Origin of the sequence: Streptomyces sp. NPDC058335, from assembly GCF_042723915.1 — a bacterium.
Classification (GTDB): domain Bacteria; phylum Actinomycetota; class Actinomycetes; order Streptomycetales; family Streptomycetaceae; genus Streptomyces.
Genome location: NZ_JBHXHX010000022.1, coordinates 76,552 through 100,160 on the forward strand (window position 1 = coordinate 76,552; position 23,609 = coordinate 100,160).

27 protein-coding genes and 1 pseudogene are annotated in these 23,609 nt (G+C 72.5%); 8 read left to right on the plus strand and 20 right to left on the minus strand.

The genetic code is table 11. The annotated features are described in order from the left end of the window. The first annotated feature begins 285 nt into the window (after positions 1 to 285). The 6 genes from ACFWJX_RS33530 to ACFWJX_RS33555 are packed head-to-tail and all read left to right on the plus strand — an operon-like array spanning position 286 to position 7,102. Positions 286 to 1,575: an ADP-ribosylglycohydrolase family protein gene (locus tag ACFWJX_RS33530; RefSeq protein ID WP_383250161.1), complete on the plus strand. Its 1,290-nt coding sequence runs from the start codon at positions 286 to 288 to the stop codon at positions 1,573 to 1,575. Between the two features lie 8 nt (positions 1,576 to 1,583). Then, positions 1,584 to 2,786 (plus strand): ADP-ribosylglycohydrolase family protein, encoded by a 1,203-nt coding sequence (locus ACFWJX_RS33535; protein ID WP_383250095.1) that lies wholly within the window; start codon positions 1,584 to 1,586, stop codon positions 2,784 to 2,786. Continuing rightward, a complete protein-coding gene (locus ACFWJX_RS33540) occupies positions 2,786 to 4,156 on the plus strand; it encodes an ADP-ribosylglycohydrolase family protein (protein WP_383250096.1) in 1,371 nt (456 codons plus the stop codon). The genes ACFWJX_RS33535 and ACFWJX_RS33540 overlap by 1 nt, the downstream gene beginning before the upstream one ends. Next, positions 4,153 to 5,046: a ribokinase gene (rbsK, locus tag ACFWJX_RS33545; RefSeq protein ID WP_383250097.1), complete on the plus strand. Its 894-nt coding sequence runs from the start codon at positions 4,153 to 4,155 to the stop codon at positions 5,044 to 5,046. Before ACFWJX_RS33540 ends, rbsK begins: the two co-directional genes overlap by 4 nt. After that, positions 5,043 to 6,284 (plus strand): CaiB/BaiF CoA transferase family protein, encoded by a 1,242-nt coding sequence (locus ACFWJX_RS33550; RefSeq protein ID WP_383250098.1) that lies wholly within the window; start codon positions 5,043 to 5,045, stop codon positions 6,282 to 6,284. Before rbsK ends, ACFWJX_RS33550 begins: the two co-directional genes overlap by 4 nt. Next, a complete protein-coding gene (locus tag ACFWJX_RS33555; RefSeq protein ID WP_383250099.1) occupies positions 6,281 to 7,102 on the plus strand; it encodes an HpcH/HpaI aldolase/citrate lyase family protein in 822 nt (273 codons plus the stop codon). The genes ACFWJX_RS33550 and ACFWJX_RS33555 overlap by 4 nt, the downstream gene beginning before the upstream one ends. A 62-nt stretch (positions 7,103 to 7,164) precedes the next feature. Here ACFWJX_RS33555 and lgt read toward each other — a convergent pair whose 3' ends face one another. The 11 genes from lgt to hisI all read right to left on the minus strand — a co-directional run bounded on the left by lgt (position 7,165) and on the right by hisI (position 16,153). Next, entirely contained in the window at positions 7,165 to 8,178 is a 1,014-nt protein-coding gene (lgt, locus tag ACFWJX_RS33560; RefSeq protein WP_383250100.1) for a prolipoprotein diacylglyceryl transferase, read from the minus strand. An 82-nt stretch (positions 8,179 to 8,260) separates the two neighbouring features. Then, positions 8,261 to 9,037, minus strand: coding sequence for a thioredoxin domain-containing protein (locus tag ACFWJX_RS33565; RefSeq protein WP_383250101.1), 777 nt, complete (start codon positions 9,035 to 9,037; stop codon positions 8,261 to 8,263). A gap of 89 nt (positions 9,038 to 9,126) precedes the next feature. After that, the gene (trpA, locus tag ACFWJX_RS33570) at positions 9,127 to 9,948 is read right to left on the minus strand and encodes a tryptophan synthase subunit alpha (RefSeq protein WP_383250102.1); all 822 of its coding nucleotides are present in this window, start codon (positions 9,946 to 9,948) and stop codon (positions 9,127 to 9,129) included. Positions 9,949 to 9,959: 11 nt separating this feature from the next. Continuing rightward, positions 9,960 to 11,243, minus strand: coding sequence for a tryptophan synthase subunit beta (gene trpB / locus ACFWJX_RS33575; RefSeq protein ID WP_383250103.1), 1,284 nt, complete (start codon positions 11,241 to 11,243; stop codon positions 9,960 to 9,962). A gap of 55 nt (positions 11,244 to 11,298) precedes the next feature. Next, positions 11,299 to 11,550: a tryptophan biosynthesis modulator TrpM gene (gene trpM, locus ACFWJX_RS33580; protein ID WP_383250104.1), complete on the minus strand. Its 252-nt coding sequence runs from the start codon at positions 11,548 to 11,550 to the stop codon at positions 11,299 to 11,301. A 20-nt stretch (positions 11,551 to 11,570) separates the two neighbouring features. Continuing rightward, positions 11,571 to 12,380 carry an indole-3-glycerol phosphate synthase TrpC gene (gene trpC / locus ACFWJX_RS33585; protein ID WP_383250105.1) on the minus strand — a complete coding sequence of 270 codons (810 nt, stop codon included), beginning with the start codon at positions 12,378 to 12,380 and terminating at the stop codon, positions 11,571 to 11,573. A 185-nt stretch (positions 12,381 to 12,565) separates the two neighbouring features. Continuing rightward, positions 12,566 to 13,018: a DUF2752 domain-containing protein gene (locus ACFWJX_RS33590; RefSeq protein ID WP_383250106.1), complete on the minus strand. Its 453-nt coding sequence runs from the start codon at positions 13,016 to 13,018 to the stop codon at positions 12,566 to 12,568. A gap of 83 nt (positions 13,019 to 13,101) precedes the next feature. Beyond that, positions 13,102 to 13,359: an HGxxPAAW family protein gene (locus ACFWJX_RS33595; protein ID WP_383250107.1), complete on the minus strand. Its 258-nt coding sequence runs from the start codon at positions 13,357 to 13,359 to the stop codon at positions 13,102 to 13,104. Positions 13,360 to 13,516: 157 nt separating this feature from the next. Then, positions 13,517 to 14,167 (minus strand): TIGR02234 family membrane protein, encoded by a 651-nt coding sequence (locus ACFWJX_RS33600; RefSeq protein WP_383250108.1) that lies wholly within the window; start codon positions 14,165 to 14,167, stop codon positions 13,517 to 13,519. Between the two features lie 103 nt (positions 14,168 to 14,270). Continuing rightward, positions 14,271 to 15,749: an anthranilate synthase component I gene (locus tag ACFWJX_RS33605; protein WP_383250109.1), complete on the minus strand. Its 1,479-nt coding sequence runs from the start codon at positions 15,747 to 15,749 to the stop codon at positions 14,271 to 14,273. 11 nt (positions 15,750 to 15,760) lie between these two features. Then, entirely contained in the window at positions 15,761 to 16,153 is a 393-nt protein-coding gene (hisI, locus tag ACFWJX_RS33610) for a phosphoribosyl-AMP cyclohydrolase (RefSeq protein WP_383250110.1), read from the minus strand. Positions 16,154 to 16,235: 82 nt separating this feature from the next. Between hisI and ACFWJX_RS33615 the strand changes: the two genes are divergently transcribed. Together ACFWJX_RS33615 and ACFWJX_RS33620 are read left to right on the plus strand one after the other, a co-directional pair. Next, positions 16,236 to 16,871: a TIGR03085 family metal-binding protein gene (locus ACFWJX_RS33615; protein WP_383250111.1), complete on the plus strand. Its 636-nt coding sequence runs from the start codon at positions 16,236 to 16,238 to the stop codon at positions 16,869 to 16,871. Positions 16,872 to 16,882: 11 nt separating this feature from the next. Continuing rightward, positions 16,883 to 17,281 carry a VOC family protein gene (locus ACFWJX_RS33620; protein ID WP_383250112.1) on the plus strand — a complete coding sequence of 133 codons (399 nt, stop codon included), beginning with the start codon at positions 16,883 to 16,885 and terminating at the stop codon, positions 17,279 to 17,281. A gap of 1 nt (position 17,282) precedes the next feature. Here the strand turns inward: ACFWJX_RS33620 and ACFWJX_RS33625 are convergent. From ACFWJX_RS33625 to hisD, 9 genes and pseudogenes are all read right to left on the minus strand, one after another. Beyond that, positions 17,283 to 17,642 (minus strand): annotated as a pseudogene (locus ACFWJX_RS33625) (MFS transporter); the annotation flags it as partial. Between the two features lie 141 nt (positions 17,643 to 17,783). Further along, complete coding sequence (gene hisF / locus ACFWJX_RS33630) at positions 17,784 to 18,539, minus strand: imidazole glycerol phosphate synthase subunit HisF (RefSeq protein WP_383250113.1); 756 nt, start codon at positions 18,537 to 18,539, stop codon at positions 17,784 to 17,786. Then, a complete protein-coding gene (locus ACFWJX_RS33635) occupies positions 18,536 to 18,949 on the minus strand; it encodes a RidA family protein (RefSeq protein WP_383250114.1) in 414 nt (137 codons plus the stop codon). The genes hisF and ACFWJX_RS33635 overlap by 4 nt, the downstream gene beginning before the upstream one ends. Continuing rightward, positions 18,946 to 19,671: a bifunctional 1-(5-phosphoribosyl)-5-((5-phosphoribosylamino)methylideneamino)imidazole-4-carboxamide isomerase/phosphoribosylanthranilate isomerase PriA gene (priA, locus tag ACFWJX_RS33640; protein WP_383250115.1), complete on the minus strand. Its 726-nt coding sequence runs from the start codon at positions 19,669 to 19,671 to the stop codon at positions 18,946 to 18,948. The genes ACFWJX_RS33635 and priA overlap by 4 nt, the downstream gene beginning before the upstream one ends. Next, a complete protein-coding gene (gene hisH, locus ACFWJX_RS33645; RefSeq protein ID WP_383250116.1) occupies positions 19,668 to 20,318 on the minus strand; it encodes an imidazole glycerol phosphate synthase subunit HisH in 651 nt (216 codons plus the stop codon). The genes priA and hisH overlap by 4 nt, the downstream gene beginning before the upstream one ends. Further along, positions 20,309 to 20,473, minus strand: coding sequence for a hypothetical protein (locus tag ACFWJX_RS33650; protein WP_170109940.1), 165 nt, complete (start codon positions 20,471 to 20,473; stop codon positions 20,309 to 20,311). The genes hisH and ACFWJX_RS33650 overlap by 10 nt, the downstream gene beginning before the upstream one ends. Further along, entirely contained in the window at positions 20,470 to 21,063 is a 594-nt protein-coding gene (gene hisB / locus ACFWJX_RS33655; RefSeq protein ID WP_383250117.1) for an imidazoleglycerol-phosphate dehydratase HisB, read from the minus strand. The genes ACFWJX_RS33650 and hisB overlap by 4 nt, the downstream gene beginning before the upstream one ends. After that, positions 21,060 to 22,166 (minus strand): histidinol-phosphate transaminase, encoded by a 1,107-nt coding sequence (locus ACFWJX_RS33660; RefSeq protein ID WP_383250118.1) that lies wholly within the window; start codon positions 22,164 to 22,166, stop codon positions 21,060 to 21,062. The genes hisB and ACFWJX_RS33660 overlap by 4 nt, the downstream gene beginning before the upstream one ends. Further along, a complete protein-coding gene (hisD, locus tag ACFWJX_RS33665) occupies positions 22,163 to 23,503 on the minus strand; it encodes a histidinol dehydrogenase (RefSeq protein ID WP_383250119.1) in 1,341 nt (446 codons plus the stop codon). The genes ACFWJX_RS33660 and hisD overlap by 4 nt, the downstream gene beginning before the upstream one ends. Between the last annotated feature and the right edge of the window lie 106 nt (positions 23,504 to 23,609).

Genomic DNA, 23,609 nt, shown 5'->3' on the forward strand with positions numbered 1-23,609 from the left:
GCCGAGGGCACAACGGGCGGCCCGGCAACCCTGCCACCGACGACGGCCGACACCGACACCGACACCACGAACGGCACGCTCACTCCGAAGCCGACCGGCCCCCCGACCACCGACGACGCAGACGCCACGGACCACACACCCACAGCAAACCCGACCAGCCCCCCGACCACCGACGACAGAGACGCCACAGGCGGCACCACCACGGCAAAGCCGATCGGCCCGGCGACCGTCGACGACGGGAAGGCCACGAGCCGCACGGTCACGGCGGAGCCGACCGGTCCCGCAATCGGCCCTGCGATCGGTCCCGCAATTGGCCCCTCGATCGGCCCCTCGATCAGTCCCGCGGCCGCCGATGGCGGGGACCCCCCACAGGGGCCACCCGCACCCGGCATCGATGCCCGCACGGGCGGTGCGGGTGGGGGACACTCCCCGGCCGAAGGCGAAGCCGAGGCCGGGAGAGCCCTCCGCCGCACCGAGGGCCTCCTCCTCGGCCTGGCCGCAGGCGACGCCGCCGGCTGGCCCGCGGCCCGCCACCGCGCCGCCCGCATGCCGGAGTGGACCCGCCGCCTCACCCGCGAGCTGGACACCTTCGCCGAACAGAACGCGACGACCACCCTCCCCGTCCCCATCGCGCTCAACCAGCCCCCCGAACCCCTCCGCCTCGGCCCGTCCGACGACGCCGAATGGGCGGCTTTCGCCGCGGAGGCGGTCCTGCGGGCAGGCGACGACACCGTCCTCGGCGACCTCAGCCGGCAGCGTCGTATGCGCGCCGCCATCGACCTGACGTGGAACGCGATCGCCAGCGAGGTCGCGGCGGCGGCCGACCGCGCCCCCGAGGTGGAGTCGGCGGTCCTCCCCCTGCGCGCCCGCATCTCCGTCCGGGCCGGCCTCGGCAACCTGGCCACCGGTCTGCGCCCGCCCGCCACCGGCCACGACAACCCGCACTACTTCGACGACGCCGCCTGCATCCGCGCCTGCGTGCTCGCGGTGGCCCACCCCGGTGACCCCCGACTCGCCGCCGAACTGGCCGAATTCGACGCCCGTTACACCCAGGACGGCGACGGCGTGCACGGCGCCCGCGCGATGGCGGCGGCCCTCTCGCTGGCCCTGGCCGGCGCGGACACCGGAAGCTGCGTGGCCGCCGCGCTCGCCGAACTCCCCGAGGGCACGGAGATCGGCCGCAACGCCCGCCACGCGCTCGCCCTCGCCCGGACCGCGGAGAGCGCGTTCGCGCTGATCCCGCTGCTGGAGCACCAGATCGTCGACCACGTCTACAGCTACGGCATCGCCGCCGCCGAGACCGTCCCGGTCGCCCTCGCGCTGGCCACCGCCTCGGGCGGCCGTATCGGGGAGGCCGTACCGGCGGCGGCCTGCCTGTCGCGCGTCGCCGACTCCGCCCCCGCGCTCGCGGGCGCGCTGACCGGCGCGCTGGGCGGCGCGGCGTCGATCCCGGCGAGCTGGCGCGACGCCTGCCGCACGCTCTCCGGCTGCGCCCTGCCCCGCCTCACCGGCACCGACCTGGTGGAACTCGCCGAACTGCTGGAAGCCACACAACCGGCCACAGCAGGAGGATGATTCGGCTCATGACACCCAAAACAGAAGAAAGCGTCGGAAGGTCCGGGGGAACCCGGGAGAGGGAGACCCCCGGGGGCGCGACCCTGGAGGAACGCGTCACCGGCGCCCTCGTCGGCGCGGCCGTCGGCGACGCCCTCGGCGGGCCGGTCGAGGGCTACTCCCCCGACCAGATCCTCCAGCGTCACGGCGGCCGGGTGCACGGCATCGTCGGCCCCTGGAACGGTGACGACTGGCGCACGGCCCGTCCCATCGCGCCGTACCACAAGGGCGACGGCCACGTCACCGACGACACCTTGATGACCCACGCGCTGATCAGGGTCTACGCCAGGGTCCGCGACCACCTGGACGCGTACGCGCTCGCCGACCACCTGGTCCCGGACCTGATGACGAACCCGCGCTGGATCCCGGAGCTGGAGGCCGAGGCGCTCCCCCTCCAGCGCCTCTTCCTGGCGGAGAAGTGGCTGGTCACCAGGCTCCACTACGGTCATGTCGATCCGCGCGAGGCGGGCGTCGGCAACATCGTCAACTGCGGTGCGGCGATGTACATGGCCCCGGTCGGCCTGGTCAACGCGGCCGACCCCGCGGCGGCCTACGCCGAGGCGATCGACCTGGCGGGCGCCCACCAGTCGTCGTACGGCCGTGAGGCGGCGGGCGTCTTCGCGGCGGCGGTGGCCGCGGCCTGCGCACCCGGCGCGACACCCGATTCGGTGGTGACGGCGTGCCTGTCGCTGGCCAAGGACGGCACCCGCGCGGCGATCGAGCAGGTCTGCGAAGTCGCCGCCCGGCACCAGGACTTCGAGTCGGCGCTGGCCCCGCTCCGGGAGGCGGTGGCCCCCTACGACACCGTCGGCCCCGACTACCGGCAGCCCTCCCTGGCCGCCCGCCGCCCCTCCCGGCTGCACGCCATCGAGGAACTCCCCGTCGCCCTGGGCATGGTGGTGCTGGCCGGCGGCGACCACCGCCACGCGGTGCTGGGCGCGGTGAACTACGGCCGTGACTGCGACTCGATCGCGACGATGGCCGGCGCGGTGACCGGCGCCCTCGGCTCCCCCGTGCCGGACGAGTGGTCGAAGCGGGTCGCGGAGGCCAGCCGCCTGGACCTGTGGTCACCGGCGACGACCCTCACCGAGGTCGCCCGGGAGATCTTCGAGAAGGACGTCCGCCGCCGCAGGGCGCACGAGCGGGCGTTCGCCGGCCTCGGGGTCCGGTGATGCTCCGCCTGACCTGGGTGCAGCCGGAGGACCTCGTCGGCCATGAACTCCGGCAGGCGGCTCAGGACGGCCGCGAACCTTCGGCGGTCGCGGCCCGCTGGCGGGCGGCGGGCGGCCGGGAGGCCCCGGAACGGGCCGGCGCCTCCTCCCGGCCCGCGTCCCGCTATCTGCGCCTCCTGGCGGAGGATCTGCTGGACGAACTGGCGGACCTGCCGAACGCCTTGGCGGAGGACGAGCCGACGGACCTGCCGAAGATCAGGGCCGCCTGTCCGGCGTGGCCGGCCGAGCCCGCGGGCAGGCGTGGCCGGGCCCTCACCCCGGCCGCCCTGGAAGCCGCCTGGCTGGGCCGGGCAGTCGGCTGCCTCCTGGGCAAACCGGTGGAGAAACTCCCCCTCGACGCCATCCGCGCCCTGGCCGCCGCCGCCGGCAACCGGCCCCTCACCACCTACTTCACCGCGAGAGGCGTCCCCCCGGCCCTGCTGGACGCACACCCCTGGAACCGCCGCTCGGCGCAGACCTCACTCGCCGAGAACATCGACGGCATGCCCGAGGACGACGACCTCAACTACCCCCTCCTCAACCTCCTCCTGCTCCGGCGGCACGGCAGAACCTTCACCACCACCGACGTGGCACAGCTCTGGCTGGACGAACTCCCCGCCGGCCGCACGTTCACCGCCGAACGCCTCGCCTACCGCAACCTCCTCCGCGGCATCGAACCCCCGCACACCGCCCGCCACCGCAACCCCTTCCGCGAGTGGATCGGCGCCCTGATCCGCGCCGACCTGCACGGCTGGACCAACCCCGGGGACCCGGCCGCCGCGGCCGAGCAGGCACACCGGGACGCCACCCTCACCCACACCGCGAACGGCGTCTACGCGGCGATGTTCACGGCGGCCACCGTCGCCGCCGCCGCGACCGGCAGCCATGACATCCACGCCTGTCTGCGCACCGGCCTCACGGTCGTCCCACCCCGCTCCCGCCTGTTCCGAGCCGTCACCCACGCGATCGGACTCGCCCGCGAGCACCCCGACTTCGACACGGTCGTGGACCAACTCCACGCCACGCACGGCGCGACCCACCACTGGGTCCACGCCATCCCCAACACGGCCCTGATCGCCGCCGCCCTCACCCACGCCGACGGCGACTTCACCGGCTCCATCTGCCGTGCCGTGTCAGGGGGTTGGGACACCGACTCCAACGGCGCCACCGCGGGCAGCGTCGCCGCGCTCCTGGCCGGCGCCCCGGCCGCCCTCCCCGACCGCTGGACGGCCCCGCTCAAGAACCGCCTCGCCACCTCCGTCGCCGACTTCGACGGCACCGGCTTCGACACCCTCGCCCACCTCACCCACCGGGAGGCTGCACGCCCATGACCGACATCGTCGTGCTCGGCAGCACGAACATGGACCTCGTCGCCTACGTCGAGAAGGCCCCGCAGCGCGGGGAGACCGTGACGGGACGGGAGTTCCGTACGATCCCCGGCGGCAAGGGCGCCAACCAGGCCGTCGCCGCCGCCCACGCGGGCGGCACCGTCTCGATGATCGGCGCGGTCGGCAACGACGCCTTCGGCACCCGCCTGCGCTCCACCCTCGAACACTCGGGAGTGAACACCGACCATCTGCGCACGGTCGAGTCCCCCTCAGGCACCGCGCACATCGTGGTGGACGACGAGGGCGGCAACGCGATCGTCGTCGTCCCCGGCGCGAACGGCACCGTGGACCACCTCGTCCCCGGCGACGAGGTCCTCATCGCCTCCGCCGACGCCCTGCTGCTCCAGCTGGAGATCCCGCTCACGGCGGTCGTCGCCGGCGCCCGCGCGGCCCGCGCGCACGGCGTCCGTACGATCCTCACCCCCGCCCCCGCCCAGCCCCTCCCGTCCGAACTGCTCGCCGCCACCGACCTGTTGGTGCCCAACGAACACGAGGCCGCCGCGCTCACCGGCCGCACCGACCCCCGCGAGGCCGCCCTCGCCCTCCTCGACACCGTCCCGGAGGTCGTCGTCACCCTCGGCGCGGCGGGCAGCCTGTACGCGGCCCGCGGCACCGAACCCGTGACCGTCCCCGCCCCGCAGGTGACCGCCGTGGACTCCACCGGCGCGGGTGACACCTTCGTGGGAGCCCTCGCGGTGGCCCTCGGCGAGGACCGTCCCGTACGGGAGGCCCTGGCCTGGGCCGCCGCCGCGGCGGCGCTCTCGGTCCAACGGCCGGGCGCCTCCGCGTCGATGCCGTACCGCTCCGAGATCGAGAAGCAGTACACGTCATGACCGAAACGAACAGCGCCCGCACCGCTACCGGACCGAACGACGACGGCACCCGCGACGCGCCCCTGGACGGCCTGCGCGTCCTCGACCTGGCCACCCTCTTCGCCGGCCCCCTCGCCGCCACCATGCTCGGCGACTTCGGCGCGGAGGTCATCAAGGTCGAGCACCCGTCGAAACCCGACCCGTCCCGGGGCCACGGTCCCTCCAAGAACGGCGTCGGCCTGTGGTGGAAGCTCCTCGGCCGCAACAAGCGCGCGATCACCCTGAACCTGTCGAGGCCCGGCGGGCGCGCCACCCTGCTGCGTCTCGCCGCCACCGCCGACGTGATCATCGAGAACTTCCGCCCCGGCACCCTGGAGAAATGGGACCTCGGCTGGGAGGAACTGTCCGCGGCCAACCCGCGGCTGGTCCTCACCCGCGTCACGGGCTTCGGCCAGTTCGGCCCGTACGCCCACCGCCCCGGCTTCGGCACCCTCGCCGAGGCGATGAGCGGCTTCGCCTCCATCACCGGCGAACCCGACGCGCCCCCGACCCTGCCGCCGTTCGGCCTCGCCGACTCCATCGCGGCCCTGGCCACGGCGTACGCCGTCATGACGGCCCTCGCCGCCCGCGACCGCACCGGCGAGGGCCAGGTCGTCGACATGGCCATCATCGAACCGATCCTGACCGTCCTCGGCCCGCAGCCCCTCTGGTACGACCAGCTCGGATACGTCCAGGAGCGCACCGGGAACCGCTCCGCGAACAACGCCCCGCGCAACACCTACCGCACGGCCGACGGCACCTGGGTCGCCGTGTCGACCTCGGCCCAGTCGGTGGCGGAGCGCGTGATGCGGCTGGTCGGCCGCCCCGAGCTGATCGACGAGCCGTGGTTCGCGACGGGCGCCGAACGGGCTGCCCACGCCGACGTCCTCGACACGGCGGTCGGCACCTGGATCGCCGCCCGGACCCGCACCGACGTCCTCGCCGCCTTCGAGAAGGCGGAAGCGGCGATCGCTCCGATCCAGGACGTACGGGACGTGCTGACCGACCCCCAGTACCAGGCCCTCGACACCGTCACCACGGTCGACGACCCCGAACTGGGCCCGATCCGCATGCAGAACGTCCTGTTCCGCCTCTCCTCCACCCCCGGCGCGATCCGCTGGGCCGGCCGCCCGCACGGCGCGGACACCGAGGCGGTCCTCACGGAACTCGGCCTCACCCCGGCCGACCTGACGGCCCTGCGCACGGAGGGCGCCCTGTGACCTTCCCGCTCACCTGGCTGTACGTCCCCGGCGACCGCCCGCACATCGTCGCCAAGGCCCTCCGCTGCGGGGCGGACGTCGTCGTGATCGACCTGGAGGACGCGGTCGCCCCCGACCGCAAGGAATACGCCCGCGCGGCCACCGCCGAGCTGCTCTCTGAGGAACAGCCGGTCCCGGTCCACGTCCGGGTCAACGCCCTGGACGGCCCCCTCGCCACCGCCGATCTCCAGGCCGTGGCCGCCCTCCCCGGCGTCCGCGGCCTCCGCCTCCCCAAGGTGACGTCACCCGCCCAGATCACCCGGATCGCCACCCGCGTCGCGGAGCACGGCCCACGCCCGCTCTACGCCCTCCTCGAAACGGCCCTCGGCGTCGAACACGCCTACGCCATCGCCGCCGCCCACCCCGACCTGCGCGGCATCTCCCTGGGCGAGTCCGATCTGCGGGCCGACCTGGGCCTGCGGGCGGATGCGGGCCTCGACTGGTCCCGTTCGCGGGTGGTCGTCGCCGCGCGGGCGGCCGGCCTGGCCCCGCCGCCGCAGTCGGTCCACCCCGACATCCGCGATCTCGAAGGCCTGGCGTCGTCCTGCGCACACGGCCGCAGCCTGGGCTTCCTGGGCCGCTCGGCGATCCACCCCCGCCAGCTCCCGATCATCGAACGGGCCTATCTGCCCACGCAGCGGGAGATCGAGGAGGCGGAGACGATCGTCAAGGCCGCGGCGGCCGAGCCGGGCGCCCAGGCCCTGCCGGACGGACGCTTCATCGACGCGGCGGTGGTGGCGACGGCCCAGCGGACTCTGTCGCTGGCCCGCCGCGCCTGACGGTCACACGCGACGAGGGCGCCCGGAGATCCCGGGCGCCCTCGTCGTCGTAGAACCTGCCGTCAGCTCTTCTTGCCCGCCGACTCGGACTCGGACTCGGACTCGGACTCGGACTCGGACTCGGCGGGATCCTTCACGTCGTCCTTGCCGTGGCCCTTCCCTTCGGCCTCGCCCTCTTCCGCGGCGGCCTCCGGGGACTCGGTCTTCGCCTCGTCCTTGGCGTCGCCGTCGGCTTCGGCCTCGTCCGTGGAGGAGTCGTCCGCACCGGGTTCCACCACGGTCTCCCGCCCAGGCCGCTTCTTCGCCGAGAGCACGAGATACACCACGGCCAGCACGAACACGAACAGTGCGGTCCAGTTGTTCAGGCGCAGGCCGAGGATGTGGTGGGCGTCGTCGACCCGCAGGTACTCGATCCAGAAGCGACCGGCGCAGTAGGCGGCGACGTACAGCGCGAACGCCCGTCCGTGGCCCAGCTGGAAGCGGCGGTCGGCCCAGATGACGAGGAGGGCGACACCGATGCACCACAGCGACTCGTACAGGAACGTCGGGTGGTAGTAGCCCGGCACCCGGCCGTCCAGGGAGGACGTGATGTGCACGGCCCACGGCAGGTCGGTCTCCTTGCCGTACAGCTCCTGGTTGAACCAGTTGCCCCAGCGGCCGATCGCCTGTGCGAGGGCGATACCGGGCGCGATGGCGTCGGCGTACGCGGGCAGCGGGATGCCCCGGCGGCGGCAGCCGATCCACGCGCCCACGGCGCCGAGCGCGATGGCGCCCCAGATGCCGAGGCCGCCCTCCCAGATCTTGAAGGCGTCCACCCAGTCGCGGCCCTCGCTGAAGTACAGCTCGTAGTCCGTGATCACGTGGTAGAGCCGGCCGCCGATCAGGCCGAAGGGCACGGCCCAGACGGCGATGTCGGCCACCGTGCCGGCCCTCCCGCCCCGGGCCAGCCAGCGCTTGTTGCCGAGCCAGACGGCGACGAAGACACCGATGATGATGCAGAAGGCATAGCCGCGCAGCGGAATGGGGCCGAGGTGGATCACTCCGCGCGACGGGCTGGGAATGTAGGCAAGTTCCATGGCAAGGTCGACGCTACCGTGCCGGGCCGGGCCCACGGCGGGCAGCCCGGCTACGGCTCCATAACGGGCCGGTGAGCGGGGCTCACCCCTGGTCGGCCTCCTCCACCATTTTCTTCAGCTTGGCCGGCGTCATCGTCTGGTCCTGGTAGATGTTCTTGCCGTTGAACAGGACGGTCGGGGTGCCGGTGAAGCCGCCGCCGCGGAAGGCCTGGTTGGACTTGTCGACCCAGCTGTCGTGGGTGCCCTTCTCCACGCAGGTGCGGAAGGCGGGCGTGACGAGGCCGTCGACCTTGCCGGCGAGTTCGAAGAGCTTGTCGTGGTCGGCGAACGCGTCGTCGGTCTCCTCCGGCTGGTTCTCGTACAGCACGTCGTGATAGGCGGGGAACTTCCCGGCGTCCTGGGCGCAGGCCGCGGCGTTGGCCGCCGTGCGGGAGCCGCTGCCGCCCATGTTGCCGTCGATGATGGTGGCCAGGTGGTACTCCACCTTGAGCTTTCCGGCGTCGGTCAGCTCATGGATCGTCGAGCGGTAGGTGTCCTCGAAGGACTTGCAGGCCGGGCAGCGGAAGTCCTCCCACACGGTGAGCGTGGACCTGGCGCTCTCCTTGCCGACGGGGATCGCGAGGGCGTCCTTGCCCTGCGCGCCCGAGGGCGCCACGACCGGGCCCGCGCTGTCACCGCCGTCGTCCTTGCCGGCGTTCGCGGCGACGATGCCGATGACCGCGGCCAGGCCCAGTACGCAGACGACGCTCGCGGCGACGATCAGTGTCCGGCGCCGCCGCTGCGCGGCCTTCTGCTTCTCACGCTCGGCCGCCAGCCGCTCCCGGGCGGTGCGCTTCCTGTCACGATTCTTCTCGCTCACACCCCGGAAACGAACCGGGGAGGCGCCCAGCGCCTCCCCGGTCCCATGTCCACCCGTTCGAGTGACCGATTCTTCCCGTGCCGGGCGAGCTACGCCTGCCCGCGCACGCCCTTCGCCAGCTCGCCCGCGAGCGCGCGCACGGCCTCGACACCGGCCGCGTCGTCCGGGGCGTCGAGCATCCGCTTGACGAAGGCCGAGCCGACGATCACTCCGTCGGCGAAGCCGGCGACCTCGGCGGCCTGCCGGGCGTCGGACACGCCGAGGCCGACGCAGACGGGCAGTGCGGTGCCGGTCGCGCGGGTGCGTTCGACCAGGTCCTGGGCCTGCGCGCCCACCGACTCTCGGGTGCCGGTGACACCCATCAGCGAGGCGGCGTACACGAAGCCGCTGCCCGCCTCGGTGATCGTGGCGAGCCGCGCGTCCTGGCTGCTGGGCGCCACGACGAAGACCGTCGCGAGGCCGTGCTTCTCGGCGTGCTCCCTCCACAGCGCCGACTCCTGCACGGGCAGGTCGGGCAGGATGCAGCCCGCCCCGCCCGCCTCGGCCAGTTCGGCGGTGAAGCGCTCGACGCCGTAGCGGTCGATGGGGTTCCAGTAGGTCATGACGAGGACCGGCTTCCCGGTGGCCTCGTACGACTCCCGGACCGTGCGCATGACGTCCGCGATCCGCACGCCGCCGCGCAGTGCGATGTCGTCGGCGGTCTGGATGACCGGGCCGTCGAGGACGGGGTCGCTGTGCGGCAGACCCACCTCGACGATGTCGGCGCCGCCGTCCAGGACGGCCTTGATCGCCTCGATGCCGCCGTCGACGGTCGGGAACCCGGCCGGAAGGTAGGCGATGAGCGCGGCGCGCCCCTCGGCCTTGGCCGCGGCGAGGGTGTCCGACAGCAGCTGGCCCCTTTTGCTGTTCAATCCGGCCGCGCTCACTTGGCGTCCCCCTCGATCTCGGCGGTGGCGGTCGCGTCGGCGGCGACCTCGGCATCGGTGTCGTACAGGCCGAAGTAGCGGGCGGCCGTGTCCATGTCCTTGTCGCCGCGGCCGGACAGGTTGATGACGATCAGCCCGTCCTTGCCCAGCTCCGTGCCGACCTCCAGGGCGCCGGCCAGCGCGTGCGCGCTCTCGATGGCCGGGATGATGCCCTCGGTGCGCGACAGCAGCCGCAACGCCTGCATGGCGGCGTCGTCGGTGACCGCGCGGTACTCGGCGCGGCCGGTGTCCTTGAGGTAGGAGTGCTCGGGGCCGATGCCCGGGTAGTCCAGACCGGCCGAGATGGAGTACGGCTCGGTGATCTGGCCCTCGTCGTCCTGGAGGACGTAGGAACGGGAGCCGTGCAGGATGCCGGGCTCGCCGGCCGTGAGGGTCGCGGCGTGCTCGCCGGTCTCGACGCCGTGGCCGGCCGGCTCGCAGCCGATGAGGCGTACGTCCGCGTCCGGGATGAAGGCGTGGAAGAGGCCGATGGCGTTGGAACCGCCGCCGACGCAGGCGACGGCCGCGTCGGGCAGGCGTCCGGCGCGCTCCAGGATCTGGCGGCGGGCCTCGACGCCGATGACGCGGTGGAAGTCGCGGACCATCGCCGGGAAGGGGTGCGGACCGGCGACCGTGCCGAACAGGTAGTGGGTGCGGTCGACGTTGGCGACCCAGTCGCGGAAGGCCTCGTTGATGGCGTCCTTCAGCGTGCGGCTGCCGGACTTCACCGCGACGACCTCGGCGCCGAGCATGCGCATCCGCGCCACGTTGAGGGCCTGCCGCTGGGTGTCGATCTCACCCATGTAGATGGTGCATTCGAGGCCGAACAGCGCGCAGGCGGTGGCGGTGGCGACGCCGTGCTGGCCCGCGCCGGTCTCCGCGATGACACGCGTCTTGCCCATGCGCTTGGTGAGCAGGGCCTGGCCGAGCACGTTGTTGATCTTGTGGGAGCCGGTGTGGTTGAGATCCTCGCGCTTGAGGAACACCCGGGCGCCGCCGGCGTGTTCGGCGAACCGCGGCACCTCGGTGAGGGAGCTGGGCCGGCCGGTGTAGTGCACGAGCAGGTCGTCGAGTTCGCGGGCGAACTCGGGGTCGTGCTTCGCCTTGTCGTACTCGACGGCGACCTCGTCCACGGCGGCGACGAGGGCCTCCGGGATGAACTTGCCGCCGAACGCGCCGAAGTAGCCTTCGACGGTGGGGACTCGACCGTCCGGGTCGGGAATGAAGAACTCGCTGGGCATGCGGAAACCTCACGGTGAGTTGTGTGAAAGCCAGTCGCCGTGGGGGCGGGGATGATCAGTCGGCTGCGAGCCCGCTGTGGCTGGTCGCGCCCGCGTGGCCGAGTCGCAGATTCGGGCACTGCCCCGCGCCCCTGAAGGTCGGCCGCTGCCATCGCATGCCGTTGACCTGCCCCGGTTCGTCTCCGATGACGTACCGAACCCGGCGGCCGTGTACCCGCCTCGCGGGCGCACGGCATCCACGGGGGCGGCAGCCGCGCGCCAGGCGGGCGTACCGTTCCGTGGTCGTCAGGGAGGTCGTCGAAGTCATCGGGGCAACCTTACCGGCGGTCAGCCCCGGCCGTGCCGCAGTGCGGGGTGTTCGCCCGCCGCCACCAGGTCGGCGACCGCCGTCTTCGGGTCGCGGCCGGTGACGAGGGACTCGCCGACCAGGACCGCGTCGGCGCCGGCGTTGGCGTAGGCGATGAGGTCGTGCGGGCCCCGGACGCCGGACTCGGCGATCTTGACGAGGTGGTCCGGGATCTCGGGGGCGACCCGCTCGAACGTGCCCCGGTCGACCTCGAGGGTCTTGAGGTTGCGCGCGTTGACGCCGATCACCTTGGCGCCCGCGTCCACCGCGCGCTCGACCTCGTCCTCGTCGTGCACCTCGACGAGCGGGGTGAGGCCGATGGAGACGGCACGCTCGATCAGCGACTCCAGGGCCGACTGGTCGAGGGCTGCGACGATCAGCAGCGCGAGGTCGGCGCCGTACGCGCGGGCCTCCCAGAGCTGGTACGACGTGACGATGAAGTCCTTGCGCAGCACCGGGATGTCGACGCGCGCGCGGACCGCTTCGAGGTCGGCGAGCGAGCCGCCGAAGCGGCGCTGTTCGGTGAGGACGGAGATGACGGCGGCGCCGCCCGCCTCGTAGTCGGCGGCCAGTGCGGCCGGGTCGGCGATCGCGGCCAGCGCGCCCTTGGAGGGGCTGGAGCGCTTGACCTCGCAGATCACCTTGACGCCGTCGCCCCTGAGCGCGGCGACCCCGTCCTTGGCTGCGGGGGCCTTGGCCGCGCGCTCCTTGAGCTCGTCGAGGCTGACGCGCGCCTGCCGCTCCGCGAGGTCGGCACGGACTCCGTCGATGATCTCGTCGAGCACACTCACGCGAGCGGCCCCCTTCCAGACGGTTGACAGTTCCAGCGACCAGAGGAAATCGATGGTCACTGCGATGGTATCCGGAGGAGGCCGATCGCCTCGCATCCGGTGGAGGACGGTCCCTCCCTCACCCTCGAACCAGCTTCGCACGGCTCGGGCGGGAGGTGCTCCCGTCCTGGACGTTCACCAAGTGATCAAGGCTGCAACCACCCGCCGTACGGCAGGTTCCGGACAACCGTGAAGACCAGCAGCAATGCGCCCAGCGTCCACAGCTGGACGGGTCCGGGATCGATGCGGACCGGTCGGCCGCGCGCCACGCGGACCACCCAGACGGTCCACAGCACGGCGAAGCCCACGTAGGCCGCCACCGCCATCGCGTTGGCGTGCAGGGCGGTCACCAGGTCGCCGTGCGCGAAGGCGTGGGCGCTGCGCAGGCCGCCGCAGCCGGGACAGTGGAGGCCGGTGACCCGCAGCAGCGGGCAGACCGGGTAGTGGCCCGGCTCGTTGGGGTCGACGGCGGCCACGTACGCGAAGGCGCCGACGACGGCCGCGAGGATCCCGGCGGGCACCACGAGCCGGGCCAGGACGCTCGCGGGAGCGGGGGCGGGCGGCGTCACGCTGTGGCTGTCGGCGTTCACGCCTCGCATTGTGCCCCGCGACGGCCGCACGCGCGCGTGAGGGGCGGCCGGTGGTTGCGCACCGGCCGCCCCTCACCCGAGGTTCGCGGGGTTCAGCGCTCGGCGACGGCCGGCTCGCGCGTCGCCGTCGCCGTCACCTGGTGCACCGGATGGGCGTCCTTCGGCATGCCGAGGCCCATGGCACGCATGATGCCGCCGACGACACCGCCGAGGACGACGATCGCCATGCCGGCCCAGAAGCCGAGCGGCTCGGCCATCACCATGAACGCGCCCGCGACGCAGAAACCGATGAAGGCGATGATGACACCGGTCCAGGCGGCCGGGGTGTGTCCGTGGCTGCTGCCCGCCATGACTTGCTCCTCGTTGCTGTCTATGTGGCGTACGGGTCGTACGTGTCCGAGCCGGAGGCTCGTCGTCCATTGTCCCGTACGCGCACGCGTGCCAGGTCCTGGGGTCGCTTCCGTTCGAGTCTGGTTCACCACATCGGGAAACCGGACCGGGCGCGGATCAGGCCGGGCCCATGCCCGTGGGGTCCTCGCCGCGGTCCAGGGCCTTCCAGATGTCCTCGGGCCGGTCGGGGTCGACGACCGGGGCCTTGCGCCGGAGGCGGGGGGCGCCGTCGCGCTCGTAGCGGCCCGACATGGCCGGCCACAGGCGGCCGTAGCGCAGGGCGAGCAGGCCGGCCAGGAGGATCAGGGCGCCGCCCACCGCGGCGGCGTAGGGCCAGGCCGTGTGCGTGAGGGAGGCGACGGTCGCGGAGGTGTCGCCGGAGGCCTTGGCGGCCTTGTCGTCGAGCGCCGAGCTGTCGGAGGCCCCGAACAGCGCGGCGGCGACGATACCGGCGCCGGAGAGCGCGAGGAGGGCGGAGACCGCGAAGCGGCCCGCCCTGCGGACGGCGAAGACGGCGACCAGCGCGGCGAGGCCCACTATGGCGAGCGCCGCGGGGACGCCCGTGACGTCACTGCCCTTGGCGGTCAGGGGGAAGGCGCCGCCGGCCACCGTGGCCGTGCCCTCCGACCAGCGCTGCCGGGTCGCGAGCAGGGCCAGTGCCGCGCCCAGCGCGCCGCACATCAGGGCGAGCGCGAGGCTCCGGCGCCCGGACCGGGCGGGAGCGGCGGATTCGGAACGGGGAGGAGGAACAGCAGTCACGTACTCCACTATCGCCTGAACCCCGGGCGAACCGTCACCCGGGGCGCACGTGACACTCGTCCTACTCCGCTTCCGCTCCCACTCGCGCGCCGCTCCCCGCGCGTGAAGCGCCCTACCTGGCCAGTCGGTTGGCCGTGTGGACCGCGCGGAGCACGGCCGCCGCCTTGTTGCGGCACTCCTGGTCCTCGGCGACCGGGTCGGAGTCCGCGACGATGCCGGCGCCGGCCTGGACGTAGGCGGTGCCGTCGCGCAGCAGGGCGGTGCGGATGGCGATGGCGGTGTCGGAGTCGCCCGCGAAGTCCAGGTAGCCGACGCAGCCGCCGTACAGGCCGCGGCGGGAGGGCTCCAGCTCGTCGATGATCTGCATGGCGCGGGGCTTGGGGGCACCCGAGAGGGTGCCGGCCGGGAAGCAGGCGGTGAGGACGTCGAAGGCGGTGCGGCCCGGCGCGACCCGGCCCGTGACCGTCGAGACGATGTGCATGACGTGGGAGTACCGCTCGACGGACATGAAGTCGACGACCTCGACGGAGCCGGGCTCGCAGACCCGCCCCAGGTCGTTGCGCCCCAGGTCGACGAGCATGAGGTGCTCGGCGCGCTCCTTGGGGTCGGCGAGCAGCTCGTCGGCGAGGGCCTGGTCCTCCTGCGGGGTCGCCCCGCGGTGCCGGGTGCCGGCGATGGGGTGGACCATGGCCCGCCCGTCCTCGACCTTGACCAGGGCTTCCGGGGAGGAGCCCACGACGTCGAAGCCGTCGAAGCGGAACAGGTACATGTACGGCGAGGGGTTGGTGGCCCTGAGGACCCGGTAGACGTCCAGCGCGCTCGCCGTGCACGGTGTCTCGAACCGCTGGGAGGGGACGACCTGGAAGGCCTCGCCCGCGCGGATACGCTCCTTGACGTCCTCGACTGCCCGTTGGAAGTCGGGGCCGCCCCACAGGGCCGTGTACGCGGGGAGTTCGGAGGGGGGCAGGACGGCGGGCGGCTGGGCCACCGCGCGCGAGAGGTCCGCCTCCATGGCGTCCAGGCGGGCCACGGCGTCCGCGTAGGCCTCGTCCACGCCCGTCTCGAGGTCGTTGTGGTTGATCGCGTTGGCGATCAGCAGGACCGAGCCCTCCCAGTGGTCCATCACCGCGAGGTCGCTGGTGAGGAGCATGGTCAGCTCCGGCAGCTTCAGGTCGTCGCGCTCGCCGGGGCCGATCTTCTCCAGGCGGCGGACGATGTCGTAGCCGAGGTAGCCGACCATGCCGCCGGTGAAGGGCGGCAGGCCCTCCTGGTGGGGGGTGTGCAGGGCTTCGACGGTGGCGCGCAGGGCGGCCAGCGGATCGCCCTCGGAGGGGACGCCGACGGGCGGGGTGCCGAGCCAGTGGGCCTGCCCGTCGCGTGCGGTGAGGGTGGCCGCCGAGCGCACGCCGACGAACGAGTACCGGGACCAGGAGCGGCCGTTCTCCGCGGACTCCAGCAGGAACGTGCCGGAGCGCTCGGCCGCGAGCTTGCGGTAGAGCGCGACCGGGGTGTCGCCGTCTGCGAGGAGCTTGCGGGTGACCGGAACGACACGGCGGTCGGTGGCCAGCTTGCGGAACGTCTCGAGGTCCATGGCGGCTGACCTTACTGATCCGAGGCCGGTACGCCGGAATCGGCGTCCTTGAGGAGCACGTCGGCGTCGAAGCAGGTGCGGGCGCCGGTGTGGCAGGCGGCGCCGACCTGGTCGACCTTGACCAGCACGGTGTCGGCGTCGCAGTCCAGGGCGACCGACCTGACCCACTGGAAGTGGCCGGAGGTGTCGCCCTTGACCCAGTACTCGCGGCGGCTGCGCGACCAGTAGGTGCACCGGCCGGTCGTCAGGGTGCGGTGCAGCGCCTCGTCGTCCATCCAGCCGAGCATGAGCACCTCTCCGGTGTCGTACTGCTGGGCGATGGCGGGCAGGAGTCCGTCGGGGCTGCGCTTGAGGCGGGCGCCGATCTCCGGGTCTAGGCCGCTGGGCCGGGGCTGGCTGGTCATGGGGCCATTGTGCCGCGCGGCGGTGACACTCCCGGGCCGGTGTCCACTGTGCGGACCCGGCGGGCGGTCGTAGGCTGGCCACATGTCGACTTTCGCCAAGCGTGAACGGCTCCTTCTCGCCGACCTGTTGGAGACGGCGGGCCCGGAGGCGCCGACCCTCTGCGAGGGCTGGCGGACCCGCGACCTCGCCGCGCACGTGGTGGTGCGCGAGCGCCGGCCCGACGCGGCCGGGGGTCTCCTGATCAAGCAGCTCGCGTCGCGGCTGGACAGGGCGATGGAGGAGTTCGCCGCCAAGCCGTACGAGGAGCTGATCCAGCTGATCCGTACCGGCCCGCCGCGTTTCTCCCCCTTCCAGGTCAAGCAGCTCGACGAGGCGTCGAACATCGTCGAGTTCTACGTCCACGGCGAGGACGTCCGGCGGGCCCAGCCCGACTGGACGCCCCGCGAGCTGGACCCGGTCTTCCAGGACGCCCTGTGGTCGCGCCTGGAGCGCACGGCCCGGCTGATGGGCCGCGGTACGCCGACCGGCCTGGTGCTGCGCCGCCCGGACGGCCGTACGGCGGTCGCCCATCGCGGCACGCCGGTCGTCACGGCGACCGGCGAGCCGTCCGAGCTGCTGCTCCTCCTGTACGGCCGGCAGAGCGCCGCCGACGTGGAACTGGCCGGCGAGGAGGACGCCATCGCCACACTGCGGAGCGGCAAGCAGCTCGGCATCTGAGAGGACGCGCAGTGATCAAGGTCGCCATGACCAGCGTGTACGTCGACGACGTGGCCAAGGCCCACGCCTTCTACACGGACGTCCTCGGCTTCGAGACCCGCATGCACATGGACGTGGGCGGCGGCACGCTGTTCGTCACCGTGGGCGCGGCCGACGGTGCCCAGCAGGACATCCAGCTGTTGCTGGAACCCGGCCAGGGCCCCATCGCGGAGCCCTACCGCGCGGCCCTGCGACAGGCGGGCCTGCCCTGCATCGTGTTCTCCGTGGACGACCTCCGGGCGGAGTTCGAGCGGCTGAGCGGCCTCGGGGTGCACTTCGCACAGAAACCCCAGAAGCAGGGCCCGATGTACCTGGCCATCCTCGACGACACGGTCGGCAACTGGGTGCAGCTGACCCAGATGAAGGGGTAGCTCAGCTGGGGAGTTCCGCCTGGCGCAGAGGACGCGCACAGAGCACGACCACACCTCCGAGCCCGCACACCGCCGCGCTGACGACGAAGACCGGGCCGGTCCCCCAGACCCCGATGGCGGTGGCGGACAGCGGCATGCTGAGCGGCGCGAAACCGAGGCTGACCAGCCCCGAGACGGCGGTGACCCGACCCAGGCAGGCGGGATCGGTCTGCTTCTGCAGCAGAGCCCCGCACAGGGCCCCGCTGAGCCCGGCGAGCAGCCCGACGATCAGGGCGACCCCGACCGCGGCGGCCACGCCGGGCACGAAGGCGAGGGCGCCGGTCGCGACGGCCCCGGCGAGGATCGCGTACGCCGCCACCCGTACACGCTGTCGCCGACCATGGAGGAGGCGCAGGCGACGAGCCGGCGCAGGACGTTGCCGTCCCGGTGGGCGGGCCGGCCTCCTGCCCACGAGTAAGCCCCGATCACCAGGTGACCGGGGCTCACCTCGACGCCGTACGGGTCAGCGCACCGGGTGGCCCGCTTCCCGGAGGCCGTTCTTGACCTCGCTGATGCGCAGGTCGCCGAAGTGGAACACCGAGGCGGCCAGGACCGCGTCCGCTCCGGCCTCGATCGCCGGAGGGAAGTCGGAGAGCTTGCCGGCGCCGCCCGAGGCGATCACCGGGACCGACACGTGCTTGCGGACGGCCGCGATCATCTCCAGGTCGTAGCCGTCCTTGGTGCCGTCCGCGTCCATCGAGTTGAGCAGGATCTCGCCCGCGCCCAGCTCGGCGGCCCGGTGGGCCCACTCGACGGCGTCGATGCCGGTGCCGCGACGACCGCCGTGGGTGGTGACCTCGAAGGAGCCCGACTCGGTCCGGCGGGCGTCGACCGACAGGACCAGCACCTGGCTGCCGAACCGCTCGGCGATCTCCTTGATCAGCTCCGGGCGGGCGATCGCGGCCGTGTTGACCCCGACCTTGTCGGCGCCGGCCCGCAGCAGTTTGTCCACGTCCTCGGGGGCGCGCACCCCGCCGCCGACGGTGAGCGGGATGAACACCTGCTCGGCCGTGCGCCGCACCACGTCGTACGTGGTCTCGCGGTTGCCCGACGAGGCGGTGATGTCCAGGAACGTCAGCTCGTCGGCGCCCTCGGCGTCGTACACCTTGGCCATCTCGACCGGGTCGCCCGCGTCGCGCAGGTTCTGGAAGTTGACGCCCTTGACGACCCGGCCGTTGTCCACGTCCAGGCAGGGGATGACTCGGACCGCCAGGGTCATGAATCCACGGCTCCTCTATGTCCTCTGAATGCTTCGAGTTCCACGGAGACCAGGACCCGCGGATCGATGAACCCCTCCACGACCAGCAGGGTCGCGGCGGGGCGCACGGTGTCGAAGAGTTCCTTGTGGGCCCGGCCCACCTCGTCGACGTCCCGCGTATGCGCCAGGTGCATCCGGGTCCTGACCACCGAGCCGGGTCCCAGCCCGAACTCGGCGATCGCCTCCAGGGCGCTGGTGAAGGCCACCTTGGCCTGTTCGTAGGGGTCGCCCTCCCCGTACAGCACGCTGCCCTTGAAGGACGTCGTGCCCGCCACCAGCACCATGTCTCCCGCCGCGACGGCACGCGCGAAGCCGAACGTCTCTTCCCAGGGACTTGCGCTCTGCACGCGCCGTACGGCTTCGAACGTCATGACGCCACAGCCTCCAGTGCCTCTTCCAGGGTGAACGCCTTCGCGTACAGCGCCTTCCCGACGATGGAGCCCTCGACACCGAGGGGCACCAGGTCGGCGATGGCGCGCAGGTCGTCGAGGGAGGACACGCCGCCCGAGGCCACGACCGGCCGGTCCGTCGCGGCGCACACGTTGCGCAGCAGCTCCAGGTTCGGGCCCTGGAGGGTGCCGTCCTTGGCGATGTCGGTGACGACGTACCGCGCGCAGCCCTCCTTGTCGAGGCGCGCCAGCGTCTCGTAGAGGTCGCCGCCGTCCCTGGTCCAGCCGCGGCCGCGCAGGGTGGTGCCGCGTACGTCGAGACCGACGGCGATCTTGTCTCCGTGCTCGGCGATGACCTTGGCGACCCACTCGGGGGTCTCCAGGGCGGCCGTACCCAGGTTGACGCGGGTGCAGCCGGTGGCGAGGGCGGCGGCGAGGGTGTCGTCGTCGCGGATGCCGCCGGACAGCTCCACCTTGATGTCCATGGCGCCCGCGACCTCGGCGATCAGCGCGCGATTGTCGCCGGTGCCGAACGCGGCGTCGAGGTCGACCAGGTGCAGCCACTCGGCGCCCGAGCGCTGCCAGGCGAGGGCGGCCTCCAGGGGCGAACCGTAAGAAGTTTCCGTCCCCGACTCGCCGTGCACGAGCCGGACGGCCTGGCCGTCGCGGACGTCGACGGCGGGGAGGAGTTCGAGCTTGCTCACAGGGTTCCGATCCAGTTGGTGAGGAGCTGGGCTCCGGCGTCGCCGGACTTCTCGGGGTGGAACTGGGTGGCCCACAGCGGGCCGTTCTCCACGGCGGCCACGAACGGCTTGCCGTGCGTCGACCAGGTCACCGCGGGGGCCCGCATCGTGGGGTTCCGCACGTCGAAGGACCAGTCCTGGACGGCGTAGGAGTGCACGAAGTAGTAGCGCGCGTCCGCGTCCAGGCCGGCGAACAACTGGGAGCCGGCCGGGGCGTCCACGGTGTTCCAGCCCATGTGGGGCACGATCTCGGCCTGGAGCGGCTCGACCGCGCCGGGCCACTCGTCGAGACCCTCGGTCTCCACGCCGTGCTCGATGCCGCGCGCGAACAGGATCTGCATGCCGACGCAGATGCCCAGCACCGGGCGGCCGCCGGACAGCCGGCGGTCGATGATCCAGTCCCCGCGCGCGTCCCGCAGGCCCTTCATGCAGGCGGCGAAGGCGCCGACGCCCGGCACCAGCAGCCCGTCGGCGTTCATCGCCTTGTCGAAGTCGCGCGTTATCTCGACGTCGGCCCCGGTGCGCGCGAGGGCGCGCTCGGCGGAGCGGACGTTGCCGAAGCCGTAGTCGAAGACGACGACCTTCTTGGATGCGGTGGTCAACTCCACACCTCCAGCCTCATCACACCCGCGACCAGACACATCGCGGCACCGATGGAGAGGAGCACGATCAGGCTCCTCGGCATGTCCTGCTTGACGAAGGAGTAGATGCCGCCGGCCAGGAAGAGGCCGACGACGATCAGGATGGTCGACAGGCCGGTCACAGCGCGCCCTTCGTGGAGGGGAGGATGCCGGCCGCGCGCGGGTCGTGCTCGGAGGCGTAGCGCAGGGCGCGGGCCAGCGCCTTGAACTGGCACTCCACGATGTGGTGCGCGTTGCGCCCGTAGGGCACGTGCACGTGCAGCGCGATCTGGGCCTGGGCGACGAAGGACTCCAGGATGTGCCGGGTCATCGTGGTGTCGTACTCGCCGATCATCGGCGCCATCTTCTCGGGCTCGGTGTGCACGAGGTACGGGCGGCCGGACAGGTCTACGGTGACCTGGGCGAGGGACTCGTCCAACGGAACCGTGCAGTTGCCGAAGCGGTAGATGCCCACCTTGTCGCCGAGGGCCTGCTTGAAGGCGGCGCCCAGCGCGAGGGCGGTGTCCTCGATGGTGTGGTGGGAGTCGATGTGCAGGTCGCCGTCGGTCTTCACGGTCAGGTCGAACAGACCGTGCCGGCCGAGCTGGTCGAGCATGTGGTCGTAGAAGCCGACACCGGTCGACACGTCGACCTTGCCGGTGCCGTCGAGATTGATCTCGACCAGGACGGACGTCTCCTTGGTCGTGCGCTCCACGCGTCCGACACGGCTCATGAACCCTGCTCCTTCTTGATCTCACGGACCGCGTCGAGGAACGCGTCGTTCTCTTCGGGGGTCCCGGCGGTGACCCGCAGCCAACCCGGTACGCCGTTGTCGCGGACCAGAACGCCCCGGTCGAGGATCTTCCGCCACATCGCGTGGGCGTCCTCGAACCGGCCGAACTGGACGAAGTTGGCGTCGGAGGCGGTCACCTCGTAGCCGACCGCCAGCAGTTCGCTCACCAGCCGGTCCCGTTCCGTCTTGAGCCGCTCGACGTACTTGAGCAGCGTGCCGGTGTGCTCCAGGGCGGCCAGGGCGGTCGCCTGGGTGACGGCCGACAGGTGGTACGGCAGCCGGACCAGCTGGACGGCGTCCACGACGGCCGGGTGGGCGGCGAGGTAGCCGAGGCGCAGCCCGGCCGCGCCGAAGGCCTTCGACATCGTCCGCGAGACGACGAGATTCGGCCGACCTTCGAGCAGCGGAAGCAGCGAGGCGCCGTGGCTGAACTCGATGTAGGCCTCGTCCACGATCACCATGGACGGCTTCGCGGCCTGGGCGGCCTCGTACAGCGCGAGGACGGTATCGGCCGGGACGGCGGTGCCGGTGGGGTTGTTGGGGGTGGTGATGAAGACGACGTCCGGCCGGTGCTCCGCGACGGCCTTCTCGGCGGCCGCGAGGTCGATGGTGAAGTCCTCGTGGCGCGGCCCGGAGATCCATCCGGTGCCGGTGCCGCGCGCGATGAGGCCGTGCATCGAGTACGACGGCTCGAAGCCGATCGCCGTACGTCCCGGTCCGCCGAAGGTCTGGAGCAGCTGCTGGATGACCTCGTTGGAGCCGTTGGCGGCCCAGACGTTCGCCGGGCCGACCTCGTACCCGGAGGTGTCCGTCAGGTACTCGGCGAGCCGGGTGCGCAGCTCGACGGCGTCCCGGTCGGGGTAGCGGTTGAGGTCGCGGGCGGCCTCGCGGACGCGCTCGGTGATCCGCTCGACCAGCGCCTCGGGCAGCGGATAGGGGTTCTCGTTGGTGTTCAGCCGTACCGGCACGTCCAGCTGGGGCGCGCCGTAGGGGGACTTGCCTCGCAGCTCGTCCCGTACGGGGAGGTCGTCGATGCCTGTCACGTGCTCTCCGGTACCTTCCAGCCGAACCTTGCCTTGATCGCCGCGCCGTGCGCGGGCAGGTCCTCCGCCTCCGCCAGCGTGACCACGTGGTGCGCGACGTCGGCCAGCGCGTCCTTCGTGTAGTCGACGATGTGGATGCCGCGCAGGAAGGACTGGACGGACAGGCCGGAGGAGTGGCAGGCGCAGCCGCCGGTGGGCAGGACGTGGTTGGACCCGGCGGCGTAGTCGCCGAGCGACACGGGCGCCCAGGGTCCGACGAAGATCGCGCCCGCGTTCCGCACCCGGTCGGCGACCGCGGCGGCGTCGGCGGTCTGGATCTCCAGGTGCTCGGCGCCGTAGGCGTCGACCACGCGCAGGCCCTCGTCCATGCCGTCGACGAGGACGATCGCGGACTGCCTGCCCGTGAGGGCCGGGACGATCCGGTCGTCGATGTGCTTGGTGGCCGCGACCTGCGGCTCCAGCTCCTTCTCGACCGCGTCCGCCAGCTCGGCGGAGTCGGTGACCAGGACGGCCGCGGCCAGCGGGTCGTGCTCGGCCTGGCTGATCAGGTCGGCGGCGACGTGGACGGGATCGGCGGTGGAGTCGGCCAGGACCGCGATCTCGGTCGGGCCGGCCTCGGCGTCGATGCCGATCCTGCCGGTGAAGTAGCGCTTGGCGGCGGCGACCCAGATGTTGCCGGGGCCGGTGACCATGTTGGCGGGCGGGCAGGACTCGGTGCCGTAGGCGAACATCGCGACGGCGGTGGCGCCGCCGGCCGCGTACACCTCGTCGATGCCGAGCAGCGCGCACGCGGCGAGGATCGTCGGGTGCGGCAGTCCGCCGAAGTCGGCCTGGGCCGGGGAGGCGAGCGCGATCGACTCGACGCCGGCCTCCTGGGCCGGGACCACGTTCATGATCACGGAGGACGGGTAGACCGACCGTCCGCCGGGCGCGTACAGCCCGACCCGGTCGACCGGAACCCACTTCTCGGTCACGGAACCGCCGGGCACGACCTGTGTCGTGTGGTTCGTACGGCGCTGCTCGCGGTGGACGAGACGGGCGCGGCGGATGGACTCCTCCAGGGCCGCGCGCACGGCCGGGTCGAGTTCCTCGAGGGCGCGGCTGAGGGCCTCGGCCGGGACCCGGACCCGGTCGAGCCGGACGCCGTCGAACTTCTCGGCGAAGTCGATCAGTGCCGCGTCGCCCCGATGATGCACGGCCTCGCAGATCGGACGCACCTTCTCGAGGGCGGCCGAGACGTCGAAGTCGGCTCGGGGCAGCAGGTCGCGCAGTGCGGGTCCCTCGGGGAGGGCGTCGCCGCGCAGATCGATTCGGGCCAGCGAGAAATTTTGCAGCACGTGGTCAATTCTCTCAGACCGGAATCGGAGCCCGTCCGCGCGTATCAATGGCTGATACAGAACGTGGCCGGAAACGGAAGATCTCCCTCACGGTTAGCGTTCGGGG

Bases quoted from the DNA above. Each gene is read 5' to 3' on its own strand.
- hisF (WP_383250113.1), bottom strand. From the start codon at position 18,539: ATGACCCTGGCGGTCCGAGTCATCCCCTGCCTGGACGTGGACAACGGC.
- hisI (WP_383250110.1), bottom strand. From the start codon at position 16,153: ATGACCAGCCAGCCCCGGCCCAGCGGCCTAGACCCGGAGATCGGCGCC.
- hisB (WP_383250117.1), bottom strand. From the start codon at position 21,063: ATGAGCCGTGTCGGACGCGTGGAGCGCACGACCAAGGAGACGTCCGTC.
- ACFWJX_RS33595 (WP_383250107.1), bottom strand. From the start codon at position 13,359: ATGGCGGGCAGCAGCCACGGACACACCCCGGCCGCCTGGACCGGTGTC.
- trpM (WP_383250104.1), bottom strand. From the start codon at position 11,550: ATGACTTCGACGACCTCCCTGACGACCACGGAACGGTACGCCCGCCTG.
- ACFWJX_RS33615 (WP_383250111.1), top strand. From the start codon at position 16,236: ATGTCGACTTTCGCCAAGCGTGAACGGCTCCTTCTCGCCGACCTGTTG.
- trpB (WP_383250103.1), bottom strand. From the start codon at position 11,243: ATGCCCAGCGAGTTCTTCATTCCCGACCCGGACGGTCGAGTCCCCACC.
- ACFWJX_RS33605 (WP_383250109.1), bottom strand. From the start codon at position 15,749: ATGGACCTCGAGACGTTCCGCAAGCTGGCCACCGACCGCCGTGTCGTT.
- ACFWJX_RS33540 (WP_383250096.1), top strand. From the start codon at position 2,786: ATGCTCCGCCTGACCTGGGTGCAGCCGGAGGACCTCGTCGGCCATGAA.
- rbsK (WP_383250097.1), top strand. From the start codon at position 4,153: ATGACCGACATCGTCGTGCTCGGCAGCACGAACATGGACCTCGTCGCC.
- ACFWJX_RS33535 (WP_383250095.1), top strand. From the start codon at position 1,584: ATGACACCCAAAACAGAAGAAAGCGTCGGAAGGTCCGGGGGAACCCGG.
- ACFWJX_RS33590 (WP_383250106.1), bottom strand. From the start codon at position 13,018: ATGCGAGGCGTGAACGCCGACAGCCACAGCGTGACGCCGCCCGCCCCC.
- lgt (WP_383250100.1), bottom strand. From the start codon at position 8,178: ATGGAACTTGCCTACATTCCCAGCCCGTCGCGCGGAGTGATCCACCTC.
- ACFWJX_RS33635 (WP_383250114.1), bottom strand. From the start codon at position 18,949: ATGACGTTCGAAGCCGTACGGCGCGTGCAGAGCGCAAGTCCCTGGGAA.
- ACFWJX_RS33550 (WP_383250098.1), top strand. From the start codon at position 5,043: ATGACCGAAACGAACAGCGCCCGCACCGCTACCGGACCGAACGACGAC.